Here is a 17,911-nt window from a genome sequence, read left to right as displayed (position 1 = left end):
ATAAATTGATGCCGGTGGGACAGGGACGGGAAGAACGCTAACTCGACCCGGCCGCCGCTTGCCTTGACAAATGCACCCTCTCATGTGCTTTTCGCGCAAATTTTCAGGCTGGGCCATCATGCCTTGGCCGCAACCCAACATCCGGACTTTAAGAATGACAATGCATCGTTACCGCAGCCATACCTGTGCCCAATTGAGGAAGGCGGACGTCGGCTCGACCGTGCGCCTGTCGGGTTGGGTGCATCGCGTGCGCGACCATGGCGGCCTGCTGTTCATCGATTTGCGCGACCATTACGGCCTGACGCAGATCGTCGCCGATCCGGATTCGCCCGCCTTCAAGATTGCCGAGACGCTGCGCGGCGAATGGGTCGTCCGCGTCGACGGCGAGGTCAAGGCGCGCCTCGCCGACACCGTGAACCCCAATTTGCCGACCGGCGAGATCGAGATTTTCGCGCGCGAGATCGAGGTGCTGTCGGCGGCCAAGGAATTGCCGCTGCCTGTCTTCGGCGAGCCGGATTACCCGGAGGACATCCGCCTCAAATACCGCTTCCTCGATCTGCGCCGCGACACGCTGCACAAGAATATCGTCGCGCGCACGAAAATCATCGCCGAGATGCGAAAGCTGATGGGCGAGGTCGGGTTCACCGAATTCTCGACGCCGATCCTGACCGCCTCGTCGCCGGAAGGGGCGCGCGACTTTCTGGTGCCGTCGCGCATCCACCCCGGCACTTTCTACGCGCTGCCGCAGGCACCGCAGCAGTATAAGCAGCTGATCATGGTGTCCGGATTCGACCGCTACTTCCAGATTGCGCCGTGCTTCCGCGACGAGGACCCGCGCGCCGACCGTCTGCCGGGTGAATTCTACCAGCTCGACGTGGAGATGAGCTTCGTCGAGCAGGAGGATGTGTTCACCACCATGGAGCCGGTGATGCGGGGGGTGTTCGAGACCTTTGCCGCCGGCAAGCCGGTGACGCAGAAGTTTCCGCGCATCGCCTATGATGTCGCCATGCGCAAATACGGCACTGACAAGCCGGACCTGCGCAACCCGATCGAGATGCAGGCCGTCTCCGATCATTTTCGCGATTCCGGCTTCAAGGTATTCGCCAACATCCTTGCCAACGATCCGAAGGCCGAGGTCTGGGCTATTCCGGCCAAGACCGGCGGTTCGCGCGCCTTCTGCGACCGCATGAACTCATGGGCGCAAGGCGAGGGCCAGCCAGGGCTGGGCTATATCTTCTGGCGCAAGGAGGGCGAGAAGCTTGAAGGCGCCGGGCCGCTGGCCAAGAACATCGGCGAGGAGCGCACCGAGGCGATCCGCCAACAACTCGGCCTTGCCGATGGCGATGCCGCCTTCTTCGTCGCCGGCGATCCGAAGAAATTCGTCTCCTTCGCTGGAGCGGCGCGCACCCGCGCCGGCGAGGAGCTCAATCTTGTCGACCGTGATCGCTTCGAATTGTGCTGGATCGTCGACTTCCCGTTCTTCGAATGGAACGAGGAGGAGAAGAAGATCGACTTCGCGCACAATCCGTTCTCGATGCCGCAAGGTGGCATCGATGCGCTTAACGGCGAGGATCTGCTCGGCATCAAGGCGTTCCAGTACGACATGGTCTGCAACGGTTTCGAGATCGCCTCGGGCGGCATCCGCAACCATCTGCCGGAAACCATGGTCAAGGCCTTCGAAACCGTCGGGCTGGACCGCGCAACGGTCGAGGAACGCTTCGGCGGCCTTTACCGTGCCTTCCAGTATGGCGCGCCGCCGCATGGCGGCATGGCGGCCGGCATCGACCGCGTCGTCATGCTTCTGGTCGGCGCAAGGAACCTGCGCGAAGTGACAATGTTTCCGATGAACCAGCAGGCCTACGATCTGTTGATGAACGCGCCGTCGGAAGCCAGCCCGCAGCAGCTTCGCGAATTGTCGCTGCGCGTCGTGGCGACGAAGAAAGAGCTTTAGGAAACGCTCCGAACCGGTTCTGTTGAGTCAAAGCCCGGCATCGCTGCCGGGCTTTTGCTTTGGGATCTCGGTCAGTCTTCGTTCGCCGTAACCGTCACGTCGAGCGTTTTCGGCAGGTCGAGCGGGTTGGACATGGCGCCCGCCATGATCAGCGCGAACGGCACCGCTGCCGGCGGCTCGGCCGAGACCTCGATGCTTTGCGGATCGTCGAGGAACTTGTTGACCGCGGCCGAAACCTGCGCCGTCAGTTCCGGATTGTTGAGCTGCGCCATGCCGAAGGGTACGATCGCCTTGGCCTGGTTGGCGATGTCCTTGCCGGACATGCCTTGCTGCTTGCCGGCATAATCGAGCACCTTTTTGGTCAGCGAATCGTCGTCGAAGCGGATCGAGGCGCTGTTGAACGAAAGCTGCTGCAGCAGCCCGAGCATGGCCATGCCTTGCGCGGAATTGTCGGCGCCTTCGGGCTGCGCTGCCATCTTCTTCTGCATCTCCTGCATTGATTTGATGACGTCCAGCGTGTAGCCGCCGAGATCGAAGGTCATGCCGAGAGTGCCGGCATTGTCGACCGATATTTCGTATTTCGACAAGTCCATCCTGCCGTCGGTAGGCTGCCAGGTGCCTTCCATCTCAAGATTGCCTGATATGTTCTGGTAGCCGAGCGCGTTGATGACTTCCTTGGACTTCGGATCTTCGACCAGGGTCAGGTCGGCAGTGAATTTTTCCGTAGTGCCGGAAAACTCCATGGCCTTGCCGTCGGCCGGCGGCGTGATTGCGATGGCAAGCCCGTCCATCGAGAACGCTGTCTTGTCGGCGACCTTGACGGTCATGTTTTCTAGCTCCGCCGATTTGTACATCATCAGCGAGCCCAGCGGACCGGTTGCGCCTTCGGCCGGAACCGTCATGTCGTGGATGACGAAGGGGCTGAGATTGAGCGTGACGCCGTCTTCGCTGTGTTCGAACGGCGACGTCGATACGGTCGCGATTTGATAGCCGCCATTGGCTTCGGTCACCCCTTCGAGCTTGACGTCGCCGATCTTGAGCGCCTCCTTTTCGGCCGCCGGTTTGACCGCTACGCCTTGCAGAACCATGCTGGAAGTGTCGCCGGTTACTCCGGTCCAGGAGAGGTCGACGCCCTGGGCGGCGAGGGCAGCCTTCAGCCGGTCGGCGACCGCGGTATCCTGCGCGAACGCCGCATTCAGCGGCAGCGTCAGCAAAAAGGTCGAAAAAGCCAGTCTTTTAATAAGTGTCGAGTGTCTGATCGTCATCGAGAGCTCCCCTGAGAGTGTCCTGAAATTCTTTTCAAATCGTCGCGTCGTCACCATTCGGTGACGAACTGGACCGGAAAAAGGCGGGCCTCGGCACAATGGTCGAAAATCGCGGCCAAAGGCAAACCCGATCCATCAGGCTTGCGATAGAAGCAGGATGTAACGGATTGATGTTGGCCGGCGTCGCGACGCTTCCAATTCCTGTTGCATAATGGATGTCGCGCAAAAATGTGCAGCGGTTTTGCGATAACGACATGCATCAAAACAGGACCTAAAGCGTCGCATGGGGCCGGTAGAACGCTATGCGCTTTAGGAGCACGCATACCGGTGCCTCTTGCCGCGAATCACCCGCTCGGCTAGTGCCAGCCCATGGGAAAAAGGCTTTTGCCGCCTGAAACTGGCGGCGGCGACAATATCGAGCCGGTCGATCTGAAGAAGGCGCTGGAAGAGCGCTATCTCGCCTACGCGCTGTCGACCATCATGCACCGGGCGCTGCCGGATGTGCGCGACGGGTTGAAGCCGGTGCATCGTCGCATCATGCATGCCATGCGCCTGTTGCGGCTTAACCCCGACCAGGGTTTTGCCAAATGCGCCCGCATCGTCGGCGAGGTGATGGGCAAGTTCCATCCACATGGCGACCAGTCGATCTACGACGCGTTGGTGCGGCTGGCGCAGGATTTTTCGATGCGCTACCCGCTGGTCGACGGGCAGGGCAATTTCGGCAATATCGACGGCGATAATGCCGCCGCCATGCGCTACACCGAAGCGCGCATGACCGAAGTGTCGACGCTGCTTTTGGAAGGCATCACCGAGGACGCGGTCGATTTCCGCCCGACCTACAACGAGGAAGACGAGGAGCCGGCGGTGCTGCCCGGCGCCTTCCCGAACCTGCTCGCCAACGGCTCGTCCGGCATCGCCGTCGGCATGGCGACCTCGATTCCGCCGCACAATGCGGCCGAACTCTGCGACGCCGCGCTTCACCTGATCGATCATCCGGATGCGCCCGTCACCAAGCTGATGGATTTCGTACAAGGTCCGGATTTCCCAACCGGCGGCATTATCGTCGATAGTCGTGCCTCGATCCTCGAAGCTTATGAAACCGGCCGCGGCGGCTTTCGCGTCAGGGCGAAATGGAACCAGGAGGACCAAGGCAGGGGCACCTGGAACATTGTCGTCACCGAAATCCCTTACGGCGTCCAGAAGGCCAGGCTGATCGAAAAGATCGCCGAGCTCTTGATGGCGCGCAAGCTGCCGCTGCTCGAGGATATCCGCGACGAGAGCGCCGAGGACATCCGCGTCGTGCTGGTGCCGAAGAGCCGCTCGGTCGATCCCGGCATCATGATGGAATCGCTGTTCAAGCTGACCGAGCTCGAAAGCCGCTTTCCGCTCAACATGAACGTGTTGTCGCGCGGCAAGGTGCCGAACGTGCTGTCGCTGAAAGGTGTGCTCAAGGAATGGCTGGAGCACCGCCGCGACGTCCTGATCCGCCGCTCCAAGCACCGCCTCGGCGAGATCGAAAGGCGGCTTGAGATCCTCGCCGGCTATTTGATCGCCTACCTCAACATCGACGAGGTGATCAGGATCATCCGCGAGGAGGACGAGCCCAAGCAGGTGATGATGGCCCGCTGGTCACTCACCGACACCCAGGCTGAAGCCATCCTCAACATGCGGCTGAGGGCGCTGCGCAAGCTCGAGGAATTCGAAATCCGCGAGGAATTCAATGGCCTGACCGGCGAGAAGAAGCAGATCGAGGCACTGCTTGCGTCCGACGCCAAGCAGTGGGCGACGATCAAGTGGGAAGTCGCCAACGTTCGCCAGAAATACGGGCCTGACACCGAGATCGGCAAGCGACGCACAGAGTTCGCAGATGCACCCGAACATGACCTGACCGATATCGCCCATGCCATGATCGAGCGCGAGCCGGTCACCGTCGTCGTGTCAGAAAAGGGCTGGCTGAGGGCCATGAAAGGTCATCTGACCGACCATTCGGCCCTGACCTTCAAGGAAGGCGACAGCCTCAAGCTCGCCTTCCACGCCCAGACGACCGACAAGGTGCTGGTCTTCACCACCGGCGGCAAGTTCTACACAATCGGCGCCGACCGTCTGCCGGGCGGGCGTGGCCATGGCGAGCCGATCCGCATCATCGTCGACATGGACAACGACCAGGATATCGTCACCGCCTTCGTCCATGATCCCAAGCGCAAGCTGCTGCTGGTGTCGCATGACGGCAACGGTTTCATCGTGCCGGAAGAGGAAGTTGTCGCCAACACCCGCAAGGGCAAGCAGGTGATGAACGTCAAGGCGCCCGACGAGGCCCAGCGCTGCGTGAGCGTCGCGGGCGACCATCTCGCCATTGTCGGCGAGAACCGCAAGATGCTGGTGTTCCCGCTGGCCGAGATCCCGGAGATGGGGCGCGGCAAGGGCGTGCGCCTGCAGAAGTACAAGGATGGCGGTGTTCTCGACCTCAAGACCTTCACGCTCGCAAGCGGCCTGTCCTGGCAGGATTCGGCAGACCGCACCTTCATCAAATCGCGTGACGAGCTTGCCGAATGGATCGGCGCCCGCGCCTCGGCCGGCCGCATGGTGCCGAAGGGATTCCCGAGGACTGGCAAGTTCGGGTGAAGCGGTAATCTCCCCCCTTGAGGGGGAGATGTCGCCGAAGGCGACAGAGGGGATCGGAACATCCAGACGCGACCCTTATCGCAGACAGAGGAGGCTGGCGTCTCACGCGCGGCGACCCCCTCTGGCCTGCCGGCCATCTCCCCCTCAAGGGGGGAGATTAGCAGCTGCACCCAAACATTTGGAATGTCGTCACGATTGCTGCACTATATCAGTGCATAAGCCATGCGATGGGCCAGGGAGAGTTGGGCGCTTGAAGGAAGTCAGGATACAGAAGCCGGAGCGGCAGCAGCGCCTGTTTGGCCTGTCGACGCCGCTCAGGGCCGCTGTCATTCCACCGCTCTCGGCGGCGCGCTGGCTCCTGGTGCTGATCGTTGCCGCCGGCGTTTATTTCTTCCACGGCTTCCTGTTTCCGGTCCTTGCCGCCCTGGTGATCGCTTTCGCCAGCTGGCCGCTCTATCGGCGGCTGCTCGCCGGCGTCGGCGGCAACCGCACGATTGCGGCGACGCTTGCGATCTTGTTCATCCTGACCTTCCTGGTGGTGCCGATCGCGCTTGCCGGCACCTACGCCATCAATGAGGTGCGCGAATGGGTCAACTGGGCGATCGAGACCAACCGCTACGGTGCGCCGACGCCGCACTGGATCGCCACCATGCCCGTGGTGGGCGAATGGCTCAATGAACAATGGACGGTCAACGTTGGCCACCCCGGCGGCATCGGCGAACTGATCCAGCTGATCAGTGGCGCCAATATCGGCAGCATCTATCGCGGCGTGCTTGCCGCCGGCGGCAGCGCCTTCGGCCTTTTGCTGACGCTGCTGTTCATGATGATCGCGCTGTTCTTCGCCTATCGCGACGGCGAGCATTTCGCCGGACAGGTCGATCGCCTCGGCGAACGCATCCTGCCGGCCAGATGGGAGCGGATCTCACGCGTGGTGCCGGCGACGATCTCCTCGACGGTGACCGGCATGACCGTTATCGCCATCGGCGAAGGGCTGGTACTGGGTATCGCTTACTGGTTGGCCGGCGTGCCGTCGCCGGTGACGCTCGGCGCGCTGACCGGCATCATGGCGCTGATCCCCGGCGGCGCACCGCTGTCCTTCACGCTGGTCTCGATCTATCTCGCCGCCAGCGGCTCGCCGATGGCGGGGCTGGCGCTGTTCGTCTGGGGTGCGGTCGAACTCTTCATCGTCGACAAGACATTGCGCCCGAAGCTGGTCGGCGGGCCGATAAAGCTGCCCTTCCTGCCGACTTTTTTCGGCCTGATCGGCGGCGTCAAGACAATGGGCTTTCTCGGCCTGTTCATCGGCCCGGTGCTGATGGCCCTGCTCGTCGCAATCTGGCGCGAATGGCTGCGCGAGGTGGAACTGACCGATGAGCTCGTTGCCGCCGAACCGGCGGCGCTCGATGACGCGCCGCCGCAGATCGAAATTGTCGCCGAACGCGCCACCGCGAAAAAGAATCAGGCCGGGTGACTGACGGCGAACGTGGCGCGGCGTTTGCGCCCCTCGTGCAACTGCCAGAGCGAATGGCCGATTAAGGTCATGATTAGGATCGCGCCGCCGATCAGGCTGTTGCGCGACGGCGTTTCGGCGAAGATCATCCACACCCAGACCGGTGCCAGCACGGTTTCAAGCAGGTAGAACATCGCCACCTCCGGCCCGGAGATGTATTTCGGGCCGTTGGCGAGGCAGAAGAACGAGATCGGCATGATGACGGCACCGTTGAAGACGATCCACCACGGCGCGTTGACATGAAAACCCACCTTGGAAACCATCAGGCTGGCGACGGCCAGCGGCAGGACCACTCCGATCAGCGCCGTGAAACCCATATCCTTGCCGCTGGCACGCGAGATGGTGATGGCCGCTGCGATCATGAAAGCCGAGCATAGCGCCATCAGGTCGCCGAAGAGATGTCCGGTTCCGACGGAATCGCCGACAATGATCGTCACGCCGACGATCATTAACGCCAGCGCTGCAAGCGTCAGCGGCCGTGGCCTCTCCTTCAGGAACAGCCATGACAAAAGGGCCGCGAACATGGTTGTGAAGGCCAGGATGAAAACGAGGTTAGCTGTCGAGGTGCTGTAGACGCCGGTGATGAAGGCGATCGAGCCGAGCCCGTAGAGGCCGGCAACGATGAGCCCTGACCAGCCCGGGATAAGCTGCGGTGCCTTTGCGCTCAGCGAGCGCCAGACGGCCCAGATGATGAGTGTGGCGACGAAGGTTGTGCCGGTGCGCAACAGCAGGATCGTCCATGCCTCGCCGTCGGCGAGCCGGATCAGCGGAATGTCGACGGTCAGCGTAAGCCCGCCGATGGCGGTGATCAGAAGGCCTCTCTGGTGGTCATTGTGGGAAGACATGCGGCAATTCTCGCGTAGGCTTGGAGGCGCAAAATTGACCCGCCCGGTGTTCCAGCCGATCGGCCGGAAGCCCAGCGGGCATCCTCCTCGAAACAATTTAAGGGTGAATACCGAAGGCAGGAATCAGCGCGAAACCGCTTCGTGATTGTAGCGTTCCCAGCCTTTCGGGCCGAGATGCTCCTGCGGCTGGAAGCGCATCTTATAATTCATCTTGCGCGAGCCGTTGACCCAGTAGCCCAGGTAGACATGGGGCAGGCCCATCGCCCTGGCGCGGGCGATGTGGTCGAGGATCATGAAGGTACCGAGCGAACGGTCCTCGAAGTCCGGGTTGAAGTAGGAATAGACCATCGACAGGCCATCGGCCATCTTGTCGGTGAGGGCCACGGCGATCAGTTCGCCCTGGCCCTTGCCGGTGATGAAGCTGTCGGGTCCGCGGCGACGGTATTCGATGACCTTGGTGTCGACATGGGTATCCTCGACCATCATGGCGTAGTCGAGCACGGTCATATCGGACATGCCGCCACGGCGATGGCGGGCGTCGAGATAGCTGCGGAACAGCGAATACTGTTCGGTGGAGGGTTCGGCGTCGTGCATGGCGCCGACCAGATCCGAATTATGCTGTATGACCCGTTTCATGTTGCGGCTGGCGGTGAATTCCTGCGCCAGGATGCGCACCGACACACAGGCGCGGCAGGTCTCGCAGGCCGGCCTGTAGGCGATGTTCTGCGACCGCCTGAAACCGCCCTGCGTCAGCAGATCGTTCATCTCGGGGGCCTTGTCGCCGACCAAGTGTGTGAACACCTTGCGCTCGAACTGGCCCTCGAGATAGGGACATGGCGAGGGCGCGGTCAGAAAAAACTGCGGCGACTGGGTCGGGTGCTGCGTCATCGAGCCTTGGAAACACTCCTGCGAATCGCTCTACCTTTGGCGCGGACGCCGAAAAATTCAACAGGATTGTGAAAGCCTGGTTGATTGGACGTCTTCACATTTGTGCGCAAAGGCTGCGGCCGCGCTTCAAAAGTCTGCTCAGAGGCCGCTGCGGCTGACGACGGTGCCGAGCAGCAGGTCGTGCAGCGTGCGCTTGCGGTCGGAAAACAGGCTCACCAGCAGGACCAGCGGTGAAAGGATGACATTGCCGGCCCAAAACAGCACCGAATGCACGACGGCGGTCAGCCCGTCGATGGGGCTGCCGTCAAGTCGGTCGAGCCGGATGCCCATCATCTTCATGCCGGTGGTGGCCTGGTCTTTACTGCCGAGCGTGTTCCAGATGTAGAGGATGGCGACGGCCGGCACGAGAATGGAAAACAGCATCCAGCCGAGGCCGAGCGTCAACAGCCCGAACAAGAATACCAGGATCGCGAATGGAATGGTGAGCAGCGCGACGATGAAATAGTCGATGACGAAGGCGAGAATGCGCCGCGTGCGCACGCCCTCATAGGCGCGGACATCTTCGAGCCTGCTGGTGATGATTTCGCCATCGAGAACGCGAGCGTTCATGTCATTTCCTCGTAATCGAACCCGGGTTAAGGCACGGGCCGCTTCTTGGTGAAATGGTGAAGGTTCCCGGCGGAATCAAGATCGAGCCTTTCGCCGCCGTGTAGATGGCGACGGAGCGTCTGGTGCCGTCTGACTTGTTGAATTCATGGCGCGGATAGCGTTAGCTTGCTGCGGCGCAACAAAGGGCGCCGAGCCGAGGGGACGGGGCGACATGGACTACGATATGCTGGTCATCGGCAGCGGCCCATCCGGGCGCCGCGCCGCGGTGCAGTCGGCCAAGCTCGGCAAGTCGGTGCTGGTGGTCGACAGGGGCCGGCGTCTCGGCGGCGTGTCGGTGCATACCGGCACCATACCGTCGAAGACGTTGCGCGAGACGGTGCTCAACCTCTCCGGCTGGCGTGAGCGCGGCTTTTATGGACGCGGCTACCGCGTCAAGCAGGACATTTCGGTCGGCGATCTGGTCGAGCGCCTGCACAAGACGCTCGACCATGAGGTCGAGGTGCTGCAGCACCAGTTCATGCGGAACACGGTCAAGAGTGCGCGCGCCGCGGTAAAATTCCTCGGCCCCAACAAGGTCAGCCTGACCACCGACACCGGCGACTACAGCGAGGTTGGCTTCGCCCATGCGCTGATCGCGGTCGGCACCCGGCCGCACCGGCCGCGCGACGTGCCGTTCGACAAGACACGGATCTTCGACAGCGACGAGATGCTGGAACTCGACCGCCTGCCGCGCACGCTGACGGTGATCGGCGCCGGCGTTATCGGGGTCGAATATGCGACGATCTTTTCGGCGCTCGACGTGCCGGTGACGCTGGTCGAGCCGCGTAACACAATGTTGGATTTCGTCGACCGCGAGATCGTCGACGACTTTATCCATCAGATGCGCGACCGCGGCATGACGATCAGATTAGGCAGCGCCGTCAAGGAGATCGCCTCGAAACCCGACCACGCCGAGGTGACGCTGGCCGACGGCCGCACCATACGGTCCGAGATCGTGCTTTACGCTGCAGGGCGTACCGGCAATGTCGGCAGCCTGGGGTTGGAAGCGGTCGGCATCGAGGCCGATCCCAGGGGCCGCATCAAGGTCGATCCGCAAACGTTCCAGACCAGCGCGCCCAACATCTATGCCGCCGGCGATGTCATCGGCTTTCCGAGCCTGGCCTCGACCTCGATGGAGCAGGGCAGGGTGGCCGCCTGCCATGCGTTCGGCGTGCCCTTGCCGCCGCCGCCCGAAACCTTTCCCTACGGCATCTACGCCGTGCCGGAAATCTCCACTGTCGGCCAGTCGGAGGAGCAGGTGCGCGAGAGCGGTGCTGCCTACGAGGTCGGCGTGGCGCGGTTTCGCGAGACATCGCGCGGCCACATCATGGGCGTCAACACCGGCTTCCTGAAGCTTCTGTTCTCGATCGAAACACGCCGTCTGCTCGGTGCCCACATTGTCGGCGAGGGCGCGACCGAACTCATACACATTGGCCAGGCGGTGATCAATCTCGGCGGCACTGTCGACTTCTTCGTCAACAACACCTTCAACTATCCGACGCTGGCCGAGGCCTACAAGATCGCCGGGCTGGACGCCTGGAACCGCATGGGGCGAGCGTAGCCTCGAGGCTCATCGATCTGACGCTGCAACGGCGACTGCAGGATCCGCCAGCCATTGCCTGACGATCTCGGCGTCCGGATCGCCGATTTCATGGCCGGAGGCAGTGGTGTGGGTCTCGACCTCGGCGCCATGCGAGCTCAGTAGAGCAGCCAGCGCCGGCGCGAATGCCGCGTAGGTCAGGTCTGCGGCGCCGGCGATGATCAACGCTCGCGCCTTCGACAGGTCTGCCGGCGGCACCTCGTCGAGCACCGGCATCGGACGCAGCAATGCGGCGCGCTCGATCAGGCCCGGACGCAGCAGCATGACGCTCGAGATCAGGTTGGCGCCGTTCGAATAACCGACAAAGGTCGCGCGGCTGAGATCGAAGCGGCGGCGCTTCGCGATGCCGTCGACGAAGCCCGCGAATGCGTCCGCCTCAGCATGGATGCTGGCCTGTTCGAAACGCGTCGGGGTGATTCGCGTGAACCAGCGGAACCCGTCCTCCTGAGGGATGCGGCCACGGACCGCAACCAGCGCCGCATGCGGCGCGATTTGCCGACCAAGCGGCAGCAAGGTCGTCTCGTCTACACCCGATCCATGCAGCAGGAACAGCCAGTCACCGGGTAGATTGGCGGGTCGATGTAGCCGGTAGAAAAAGCCTGAATTTTCCTGCAAAATACCGTCTTCGAGGCTCTCCTCGGCCATCGTCACATCCTTTTGATTTCGCGTTACTTTCGTTAATTTGCCGGCTTCAAAACGAAATATTTTCAAGCTCCGCGAAAGTTGATTGAACCGGGCGCATTTCAGTCCGTTTCTTTGCCGATATAATCCCCGCGGGAGGGATCGAAGCAGTGTGCGCCGGGTGGTCGCCCGAGGGGTCGCATGCCAGGCATAAACAACCAGCTTTAAGGCCTTTTATCGATGACCATGCCAGTTTCGCCGGAACGCGATACGCGTATTGACGTGTTCCGGGCTCTCGCCCTCCTGACCATCTTCATCGACCACGTGCCGGGCACCGTTTTTGAAACCCTGACCTATAAGAATTTCGGGTTTTCGGATGCGGCCGAGGCCTTCGTGCTGATCTCCGGCATGTCCGTCGCTCTTGCCTACGGTACCAAATTCCAGCCGGGAAACCGGCTGGTCGCAACGCTGAAGATGTGGCGCCGCGCCGGCGTGCTCTATGTCACTCACATCGTCACGACGATGGTGGTCATGGCCATCTTCTGCGCAGCGGCGGTGTTTGCGAAACGGCCGGACCTTCTGACGCTGATCAACATTGAGCCGCTCGTCAGGAACCCGCCGCAAGTCCTGGTCGGTATCGTCACGCTCGGCCATCAGCTCGGTTACAACAACATACTGCCGGTCTATGCGGTGCTGCTGTTGATGGCGCCGGCCTTCCTGCTGTTCATCAGTTATCGGCCACTGGCTGCGCTTGCCGTGTCCGCAGCCCTTTGGCTGGTTGCCGGAATCTACCAGATCGCGCCGCCGAACTATCCGGAGCCTGGGTTCTGGTTCCTCAATCCGTTGTCATGGCAATTGCTGTTCAATATCGGCATGGCCAGCGTGTTGCATGTGCGGCGCGGCGGCACCATCCCGGTCAATCGCTGGCTGGTCGGCGCGGCGGCCGCCTACGTGCTGACGGCGCTCGTCTGGGTGCACAGCCCGTTGTGGGGGCATGTGTCATGGCTCGACCTGCCGGTGGTGCTGACCGGTTTCGACAAGACGTTCCTGTCGTTGCCGCGGCTGCTGCACATCCTGGCGATGAGCTATCTGGTCGTCGCCTTGCCTTTCGTCTCGAACCTGTTCCGCACCGGTCGTGACAATCCGCTCGCCATATTGGGCAAACGCTCGCTGCCGGTTTTCATTGCCGGCACGGTGATTGCCATGGCGGCGCAGGTGATGAAGCTGATCAACCCGGGCGGCATTGCCTATGACAGTCTCCTGCTCGCCGCCGGCATCGCCATGCAGTTCGCGCTCGCCTTCTATCTGGAGTGGCTGTCCGCCATCGGCTGGTCCGGCAAGGGCAAGCCGGTCCGCAACGAGGCGCCGCCTGTCCGTCCATCCTTTGGCATCGGTCCCATGGCGGCCAATAGATGAGATTTGGAGCCGATCTGCCCCAGTCAGCCTGTACTTGGCGGCGGTCCGGACGATGCCCTGACGACAAGTTCGACATCGAGCGTTTCTCGCCGCACCGTGCCGTCGAAGTCGAGGATTCTTCGCGCTGCCCGGCGGCCGATCTCGGCGATCGGCTGGGCGATGGTGGTGAGCGGAGGCTCGCAAATTGCGGCTTCAGGCACGCCGTCGAAGCCGACGACGGAAACATCGCGGGGAACCGCGATGCCCCGTGCGCTGAGCCATTCCAATGCCACCATCGCGATCCGGTCCGACATCGCCAGGATGGCGGTCGGCGGCTCCGCCGAGGCGAAGATGGTTTCGAGACCAGCCTTTGTGCTCGCCTTGTCGTTTTCGGTCTCGTAGACCGGCACCTTGGCGGTGTCGACACCAAACCGGGAAAGCTCTTCGAAATAGCCGAGGAGGCGGTCACGGGTCCCGGTATAGGACGCCGTCCGGACCTGCTCGGGCGAGACAAGACCGGTGCTGTCGTCGGCGAATGCCAGCGACAACACGGCGAAGCGGCGATGTCCAAGTTCCGCCAGATGGCGCGCCGCGAGCCGGCCGCCGGCAACATTGTCGATACTGATCGCCGAGACCGTGTCGTCCTGCGAGCCGAGCTCGAGCGCGACGAACGGGAGCTTTCGTTCGCGCGTCAGCTCGACGAGGCGCGGACCGCCCTCGATGCAGAACAGGATGAAGCCGTCCACCAGGGCGCTCTGGATATTCCAGGCAAGTTTTTCCTCATTGCCAGCCGACACGAGGGCTATCCCCGCGCCGGTTGCGTCGCAGGCTTCCGAAATGCCGGCCATCATCACGCGGGCAAAGGGGTCGTCGAAGAAATAGGACAGCGGCTCGGTTGTGGCGACGCCGATTGCATTGACCTTGCCAGCGCGCAGCAGCCGGCCCTTGGGATCCGGGCCGGCGTAGCCCAGCGCCTCGGCCGCCGCCTTGACCCGCTCGCGAACTTCCTCGCGCACGATTTCGGGACGGCTGAAGACATTGGAGGCAGTGCCGTGCGATACGCCCGCGGCCTTGGCGATGTCCGCTAGCCGGATGGGTCTCCTGCCGCCTTCGGTGAGTGATGCCATTTGTTTGTCTCCAGGACTCCTGTCCGACAGTACACCGATTGCGTAGCACTTTCGTTGGATCGATTCAAATTTTTGCTTGACATTTATGGTGCGACGCGTATCATTTGAATCGATCCAAGAGCGTTGTTCACCCGTAGATTGGATCGATACAAAAAGGAGAGTGCCATGCACCCCGTCAATTATCTGTTCGAGGACATTTACCGGAACGACTGGAGCATCCGCTCGAGCGCGGAGGCCCGTAAGGGGCGCGACAGGACCGGTCCGTGGATTCGCGACCTGCGTTTCCTCGTAGGACGCAAGTGGAGCTGATCGGCGGCCTATTTTTTGTGCCCGCTGATTGGATCGATTCAAAAAACTAGAGGAGATAAGCCATGCACCCGATCAAGCATCTGTTCGAAGACATCTATCGCAATTATTGGGGCATCTCTCCGGCCACCGAACGGCCGGAGCGACGGCGTGTAGTCAAGACGACCAAGCGCGACGGCCAAGTCCGGCCCGAACGTCGCCAAGACTGACAGAGCCGGGGAACCTGGCTGCCGCGTCAAGGGCGCGGGCGTACCAGCGCCGAGGCGGCCATCACCAGCCAGCCGCCGATGAGCAACGTGCCGCCGATCGGCGCCGACATCGGGAACAGCCGCGAGCCAAGGAAGTCGCGGGCCAGAAGATCACCCGAGAACAGCAGAAGCCCGACGAGGAGGATGAGGCTTCCGGTTCGCAGCATGCTATTGCCACCGAGCAGCCCGACGGCAAGGAAGACCGGCGCATGCATGAGCAGGAAGGACGCGGCCGTACCGACGAAAGCGCCGCCGAGATGCGCCGCCGCCGCCGAAAACGCCACGCCGGTTGCGCCGCACAGGCCGCCCGCAAGAACCAGAATGCGGCCGCCTGCCGCGTGTTCATCCGTGCTCATTTCCACGTCTCCGTGATTCCTGGCGACCGCCTGAGATAGTGCCGCTAACCGTGTCAGGATTTACCGGCTTCCGCTAGCATGTCGCGTTCGCGGCGCGACTGTACCAGCCAGTTATAGGCCGCTCCGCCCGCCATCAGAACGGATGTGCCGAGAAACACCGAGCGCATACCGAAATGGCCGCCGACAAAGCCGCCCAGCAATGGTCCGGCGACCTGCCCGACATATTGCGCCGAGATCGACAAGCCCAGCACATTGCCGCCGACGCCGTCGGGCACATTGTGGCGGATGACGCTGGTGATGCAGGGCAAAAGACCGCCAAGCGCCAGGCCCATCAGGAAACGCAGGCCGACGAGTTGCCAGCCCTGCGTAACGAAGGCCTGCGGGACCAGCAGCAACGCCGAGACGGCGAGTGCGGCAACGATGACGTTCCAGTGGCCGATACGGTCGGCGAGCCTGCCGAGCTGCGACGCCGATAGGATGGCGCCGAGCGCTGCCGCGGACATGACGATGCCGGAGACCAGCGTGACCTGGCTCTGATCTTCGATGAGCTGCTGGACATAGACGGTGATGATCGGCTCGATCGACATGGTGGCGAAACTCAACAGCATGCCGGTCGCCAGCATGGCGACGACGGGGCGCTTGTCGGGAATCTGCGACCAGCCGCCTTTCACTTTTTCTTGTGACGCGGCCTTGGCGGCAACCGGGCGAGGGGCCTCCTTGATCAGCAAGGTGGTTGCCAGAAACGCCAGGAAAATGACGCCGCCGGCAAGCAGGAATGTGGCGCGGATGCCGATCAGCGGCGGCAGCGCGCCGCCGAGCAGCGGACCGACCAGGGCACCGGCGGTTATGCCGGCCGACAGCACGCCCAGCGCCCAGCCGGAGCGATCCTTCGGCGTCTGCATGGCAACCAGGATGGTCGAGCCCGAAGAATAGCCGCCGGCAAAGCCGATCAGCAGGCGCAAGAGCACCAATTGCCAGACGGTCTGCACCATGCCGGTCAGCGACATGCACAGCGCCATGCCGAAACTGGCGCGCACCAGCATTAGTTTGCGGCCGTAGCGGTCGCCTAGCCGCCCCCATAGGGGCGCGACCAGCGCGGCAGCAAGGAAGGTGGCGCCGTAGGCGATGCCCGACCACTGCACGATCGCCGCGTGGCCCTCTGCGCCCAACTGCTCGACGTAAAGCGGCAGGAAGGGCAACAGCAGCGTCATCGCTACAAGCGTGCTGAACGAGCCGGCAAAACACACGGCGAGATTGCGACGCCAGTGGACGTTGTGCGTGCCTTGCATGGCGAGGGTGGCGTCTTGCGGCATGTTATGTCCTGTCCGGCCAGCTAGCATGAAAACTTGCTGTGGATACCGATTTGGGATACCAAGCTGGTATCTGTCATGAACGCAAGCCCCGTCGCTGTCAATGCGGGCCTCTCAAACATGATCGACAAGGGCCGGCGTGATCGGCCAACGCTGGCCAGTGACCCGATTGCCGGAACAAATGACCTGAACGGAACGCCAATGTCGCAGATGCAGAACGTCGAAAAGCAGCTTCGCGAGATGATCCTCGGGCTCGAGATCGGTCCGGGCGAGCGGCTGACGGAGCGCTGGGTCGAAAGCCGCTTCGGCGCCTCGCGCACGCCGGTCAGGGCTGCATTGCTGCGGCTCGAGACCGAAGGCTTGATCTGCCGCGACAGCCGCAGCTGGACGGTCTCGCCCATCAATCTTGCTGAGCTCGAGCAGATCGCTGTCTATCGCGAGGCGGTCGAGGTCGCGGCACTCAGACTAACTTGCGCCTTGCAGGACAGAAGTGCCGTCGAAATCATCGAGGCGATGCTCGATTCTTGCGACGACAAGACGCCGCGCGAGGAATGGCATCGCGTCGGCATGGATTTTCATATCGAGCTGGCGCGTCTATCCGGCAACGAGTTCCTGTTCAGAGCGGTTCGCGACGCGATGACACGCCTGTCGCGCGCCCGTTGGCTCGAGGTTCGCGACGAGGCAGCGCTCGACCGTGCCTGGGCCCAACACCATGCCATTCTGTCGGCGGTGCGGGTCGGCGATGCCAATAGCGCCGCCCGCCTGCTTTCAGCCCATATCATCGGCAGCCGCGACCGGCTGGTGACCTCGCTGCGCAACGACCGGCGTGGCCTCCGCGCCAGGGGGTTTGCCGTCGTCGCTTGAGTGAGGATCGGCTGCCATTGATCACGAAAAGGGCAGATGAGCGAAGAATGCTACTTTCGGTCTCGCTTCGCAAATGCCGATGGCGTAAGAGCGGCGATGGAAAACAACCGATTTGACACACCCGTGACCGTCAAGGGCGCGGCGGGAAGCAATCAGCTCTTGCGTACGGCCCGCGAGGCTTCCGACTACCTCCTCAACAATTGGCCCGGCAAGCGCAGCCCCAAGCACCGCGAAGCGTTGCAAGCCTGTCATGATGCGCTGGCCGGCGACAAGCCGGCCATGAACGCAAGACGGGCCTTCATTGCCGCCGCTCGTGAAGTGAACGTCTTCGTCAGCGACAAGGCGCCCGCCTGAG

At 62.5% G+C, this 17,911-nt stretch carries 17 protein-coding genes; 9 read left to right on the top strand and 8 right to left on the bottom strand.

Translation table 11 applies throughout. The features are described 5' to 3' along the window. Window positions 1–160 precede the first annotated feature (160 nt). Window positions 161–1,951 carry an aspartate--tRNA ligase gene (gene aspS, locus NKG60_RS14370; protein ID WP_352663359.1) on the top strand — a complete coding sequence of 597 codons (1,791 nt, stop codon included), beginning with the start codon at window positions 161–163 and terminating at the stop codon, window positions 1,949–1,951. A gap of 71 nt (window positions 1,952–2,022) precedes the next feature. Here the strand turns inward: aspS and NKG60_RS14365 are convergent, their stop codons facing one another. Beyond that, window positions 2,023–3,216, bottom strand: coding sequence for an aq_1923 C-terminal domain (locus NKG60_RS14365; protein ID WP_352975009.1), 1,194 nt, complete (start codon window positions 3,214–3,216; stop codon window positions 2,023–2,025). A 369-nt stretch (window positions 3,217–3,585) separates the two neighbouring features. On the opposite strand from NKG60_RS14365, the gene parC reads away from it, so the two are divergent. Together parC and NKG60_RS14355 are read left to right on the top strand one after the other, a co-directional pair. Beyond that, window positions 3,586–5,838 (top strand): DNA topoisomerase IV subunit A, encoded by a 2,253-nt coding sequence (parC, locus tag NKG60_RS14360; RefSeq protein WP_352662873.1) that lies wholly within the window; start codon window positions 3,586–3,588, stop codon window positions 5,836–5,838. A gap of 250 nt (window positions 5,839–6,088) precedes the next feature. Further along, the gene (locus NKG60_RS14355) at window positions 6,089–7,309 is read left to right on the top strand and encodes an AI-2E family transporter (RefSeq protein ID WP_352662870.1); all 1,221 of its coding nucleotides are present in this window, start codon (window positions 6,089–6,091) and stop codon (window positions 7,307–7,309) included. On the opposite strand, the gene NKG60_RS14350 is transcribed toward NKG60_RS14355, so the two are convergent. The 3 genes from NKG60_RS14350 to NKG60_RS14340 all read right to left on the bottom strand — a co-directional run bounded on the left by NKG60_RS14350 (window position 7,297) and on the right by NKG60_RS14340 (window position 9,690). Next, a complete protein-coding gene (locus NKG60_RS14350) occupies window positions 7,297–8,193 on the bottom strand; it encodes a DMT family transporter (RefSeq protein WP_352975008.1) in 897 nt (298 codons plus the stop codon). The genes NKG60_RS14355 and NKG60_RS14350 overlap by 13 nt on opposite strands. Window positions 8,194–8,316: 123 nt before the next feature. Beyond that, window positions 8,317–9,081, bottom strand: coding sequence for an arginyltransferase (locus NKG60_RS14345; RefSeq protein WP_023717252.1), 765 nt, complete (start codon window positions 9,079–9,081; stop codon window positions 8,317–8,319). A 138-nt stretch (window positions 9,082–9,219) separates the two neighbouring features. After that, window positions 9,220–9,690, bottom strand: coding sequence for an RDD family protein (locus tag NKG60_RS14340; RefSeq protein ID WP_352662864.1), 471 nt, complete (start codon window positions 9,688–9,690; stop codon window positions 9,220–9,222). Between the two features lie 211 nt (window positions 9,691–9,901). On the opposite strand from NKG60_RS14340, the gene sthA reads away from it, so the two are divergent. Next, the gene (gene sthA / locus NKG60_RS14335; RefSeq protein WP_352662861.1) at window positions 9,902–11,290 is read left to right on the top strand and encodes a Si-specific NAD(P)(+) transhydrogenase; all 1,389 of its coding nucleotides are present in this window, start codon (window positions 9,902–9,904) and stop codon (window positions 11,288–11,290) included. Window positions 11,291–11,299: 9 nt separating this feature from the next. Here the strand turns inward: sthA and NKG60_RS14330 are convergent, their stop codons facing one another. Continuing rightward, a complete protein-coding gene (locus NKG60_RS14330) occupies window positions 11,300–11,974 on the bottom strand; it encodes an alpha/beta hydrolase (RefSeq protein ID WP_352662858.1) in 675 nt (224 codons plus the stop codon). 216 nt (window positions 11,975–12,190) lie between these two features. Here NKG60_RS14330 and NKG60_RS14325 point away from each other — a divergent pair, with 216 nt between their 5' ends. Further along, complete coding sequence (locus tag NKG60_RS14325; RefSeq protein ID WP_352662856.1) at window positions 12,191–13,366, top strand: OpgC family protein; 1,176 nt, start codon at window positions 12,191–12,193, stop codon at window positions 13,364–13,366. A gap of 23 nt (window positions 13,367–13,389) precedes the next feature. Here NKG60_RS14325 and NKG60_RS14320 read toward each other — a convergent pair whose 3' ends face one another. Then, window positions 13,390–14,472: a LacI family DNA-binding transcriptional regulator gene (locus NKG60_RS14320; RefSeq protein ID WP_352662853.1), complete on the bottom strand. Its 1,083-nt coding sequence runs from the start codon at window positions 14,470–14,472 to the stop codon at window positions 13,390–13,392. Between the two features lie 165 nt (window positions 14,473–14,637). Here NKG60_RS14320 and NKG60_RS14315 point away from each other — a divergent pair, with 165 nt between their 5' ends. After that, window positions 14,638–14,781: a hypothetical protein gene (locus NKG60_RS14315; RefSeq protein WP_352662850.1), complete on the top strand. Its 144-nt coding sequence runs from the start codon at window positions 14,638–14,640 to the stop codon at window positions 14,779–14,781. A 62-nt stretch (window positions 14,782–14,843) separates the two neighbouring features. Then, window positions 14,844–14,987 (top strand): hypothetical protein, encoded by a 144-nt coding sequence (locus NKG60_RS14310; RefSeq protein WP_352662847.1) that lies wholly within the window; start codon window positions 14,844–14,846, stop codon window positions 14,985–14,987. Window positions 14,988–15,013: 26 nt separating this feature from the next. On the opposite strand, the gene NKG60_RS14305 is transcribed toward NKG60_RS14310, so the two are convergent. Beyond that, window positions 15,014–15,382, bottom strand: a complete 369-nt coding sequence (locus NKG60_RS14305; RefSeq protein WP_352662844.1) for a DUF423 domain-containing protein — start codon at window positions 15,380–15,382, stop codon at window positions 15,014–15,016. A gap of 53 nt (window positions 15,383–15,435) precedes the next feature. Beyond that, window positions 15,436–16,695, bottom strand: coding sequence for a multidrug efflux MFS transporter (locus tag NKG60_RS14300; protein WP_352662841.1), 1,260 nt, complete (start codon window positions 16,693–16,695; stop codon window positions 15,436–15,438). A 198-nt stretch (window positions 16,696–16,893) separates the two neighbouring features. Between NKG60_RS14300 and NKG60_RS14295 the strand changes: the two genes are divergently transcribed. Further along, entirely contained in the window at window positions 16,894–17,556 is a 663-nt protein-coding gene (locus NKG60_RS14295; RefSeq protein ID WP_352663357.1) for a GntR family transcriptional regulator, read from the top strand. A 96-nt stretch (window positions 17,557–17,652) separates the two neighbouring features. Continuing rightward, entirely contained in the window at window positions 17,653–17,910 is a 258-nt protein-coding gene (locus NKG60_RS14290) for a DUF982 domain-containing protein (RefSeq protein ID WP_023674477.1), read from the top strand. Window position 17,911: the final 1 nt, after the last annotated feature.

It is taken from the genome of Mesorhizobium sp. M1428 (genome assembly GCF_040317515.1).
In the GTDB taxonomy this organism is placed as follows: Bacteria; Pseudomonadota; Alphaproteobacteria; order Rhizobiales; family Rhizobiaceae; genus Mesorhizobium.
This window is presented reverse-complemented; position numbering and strand designations above follow the sequence as displayed.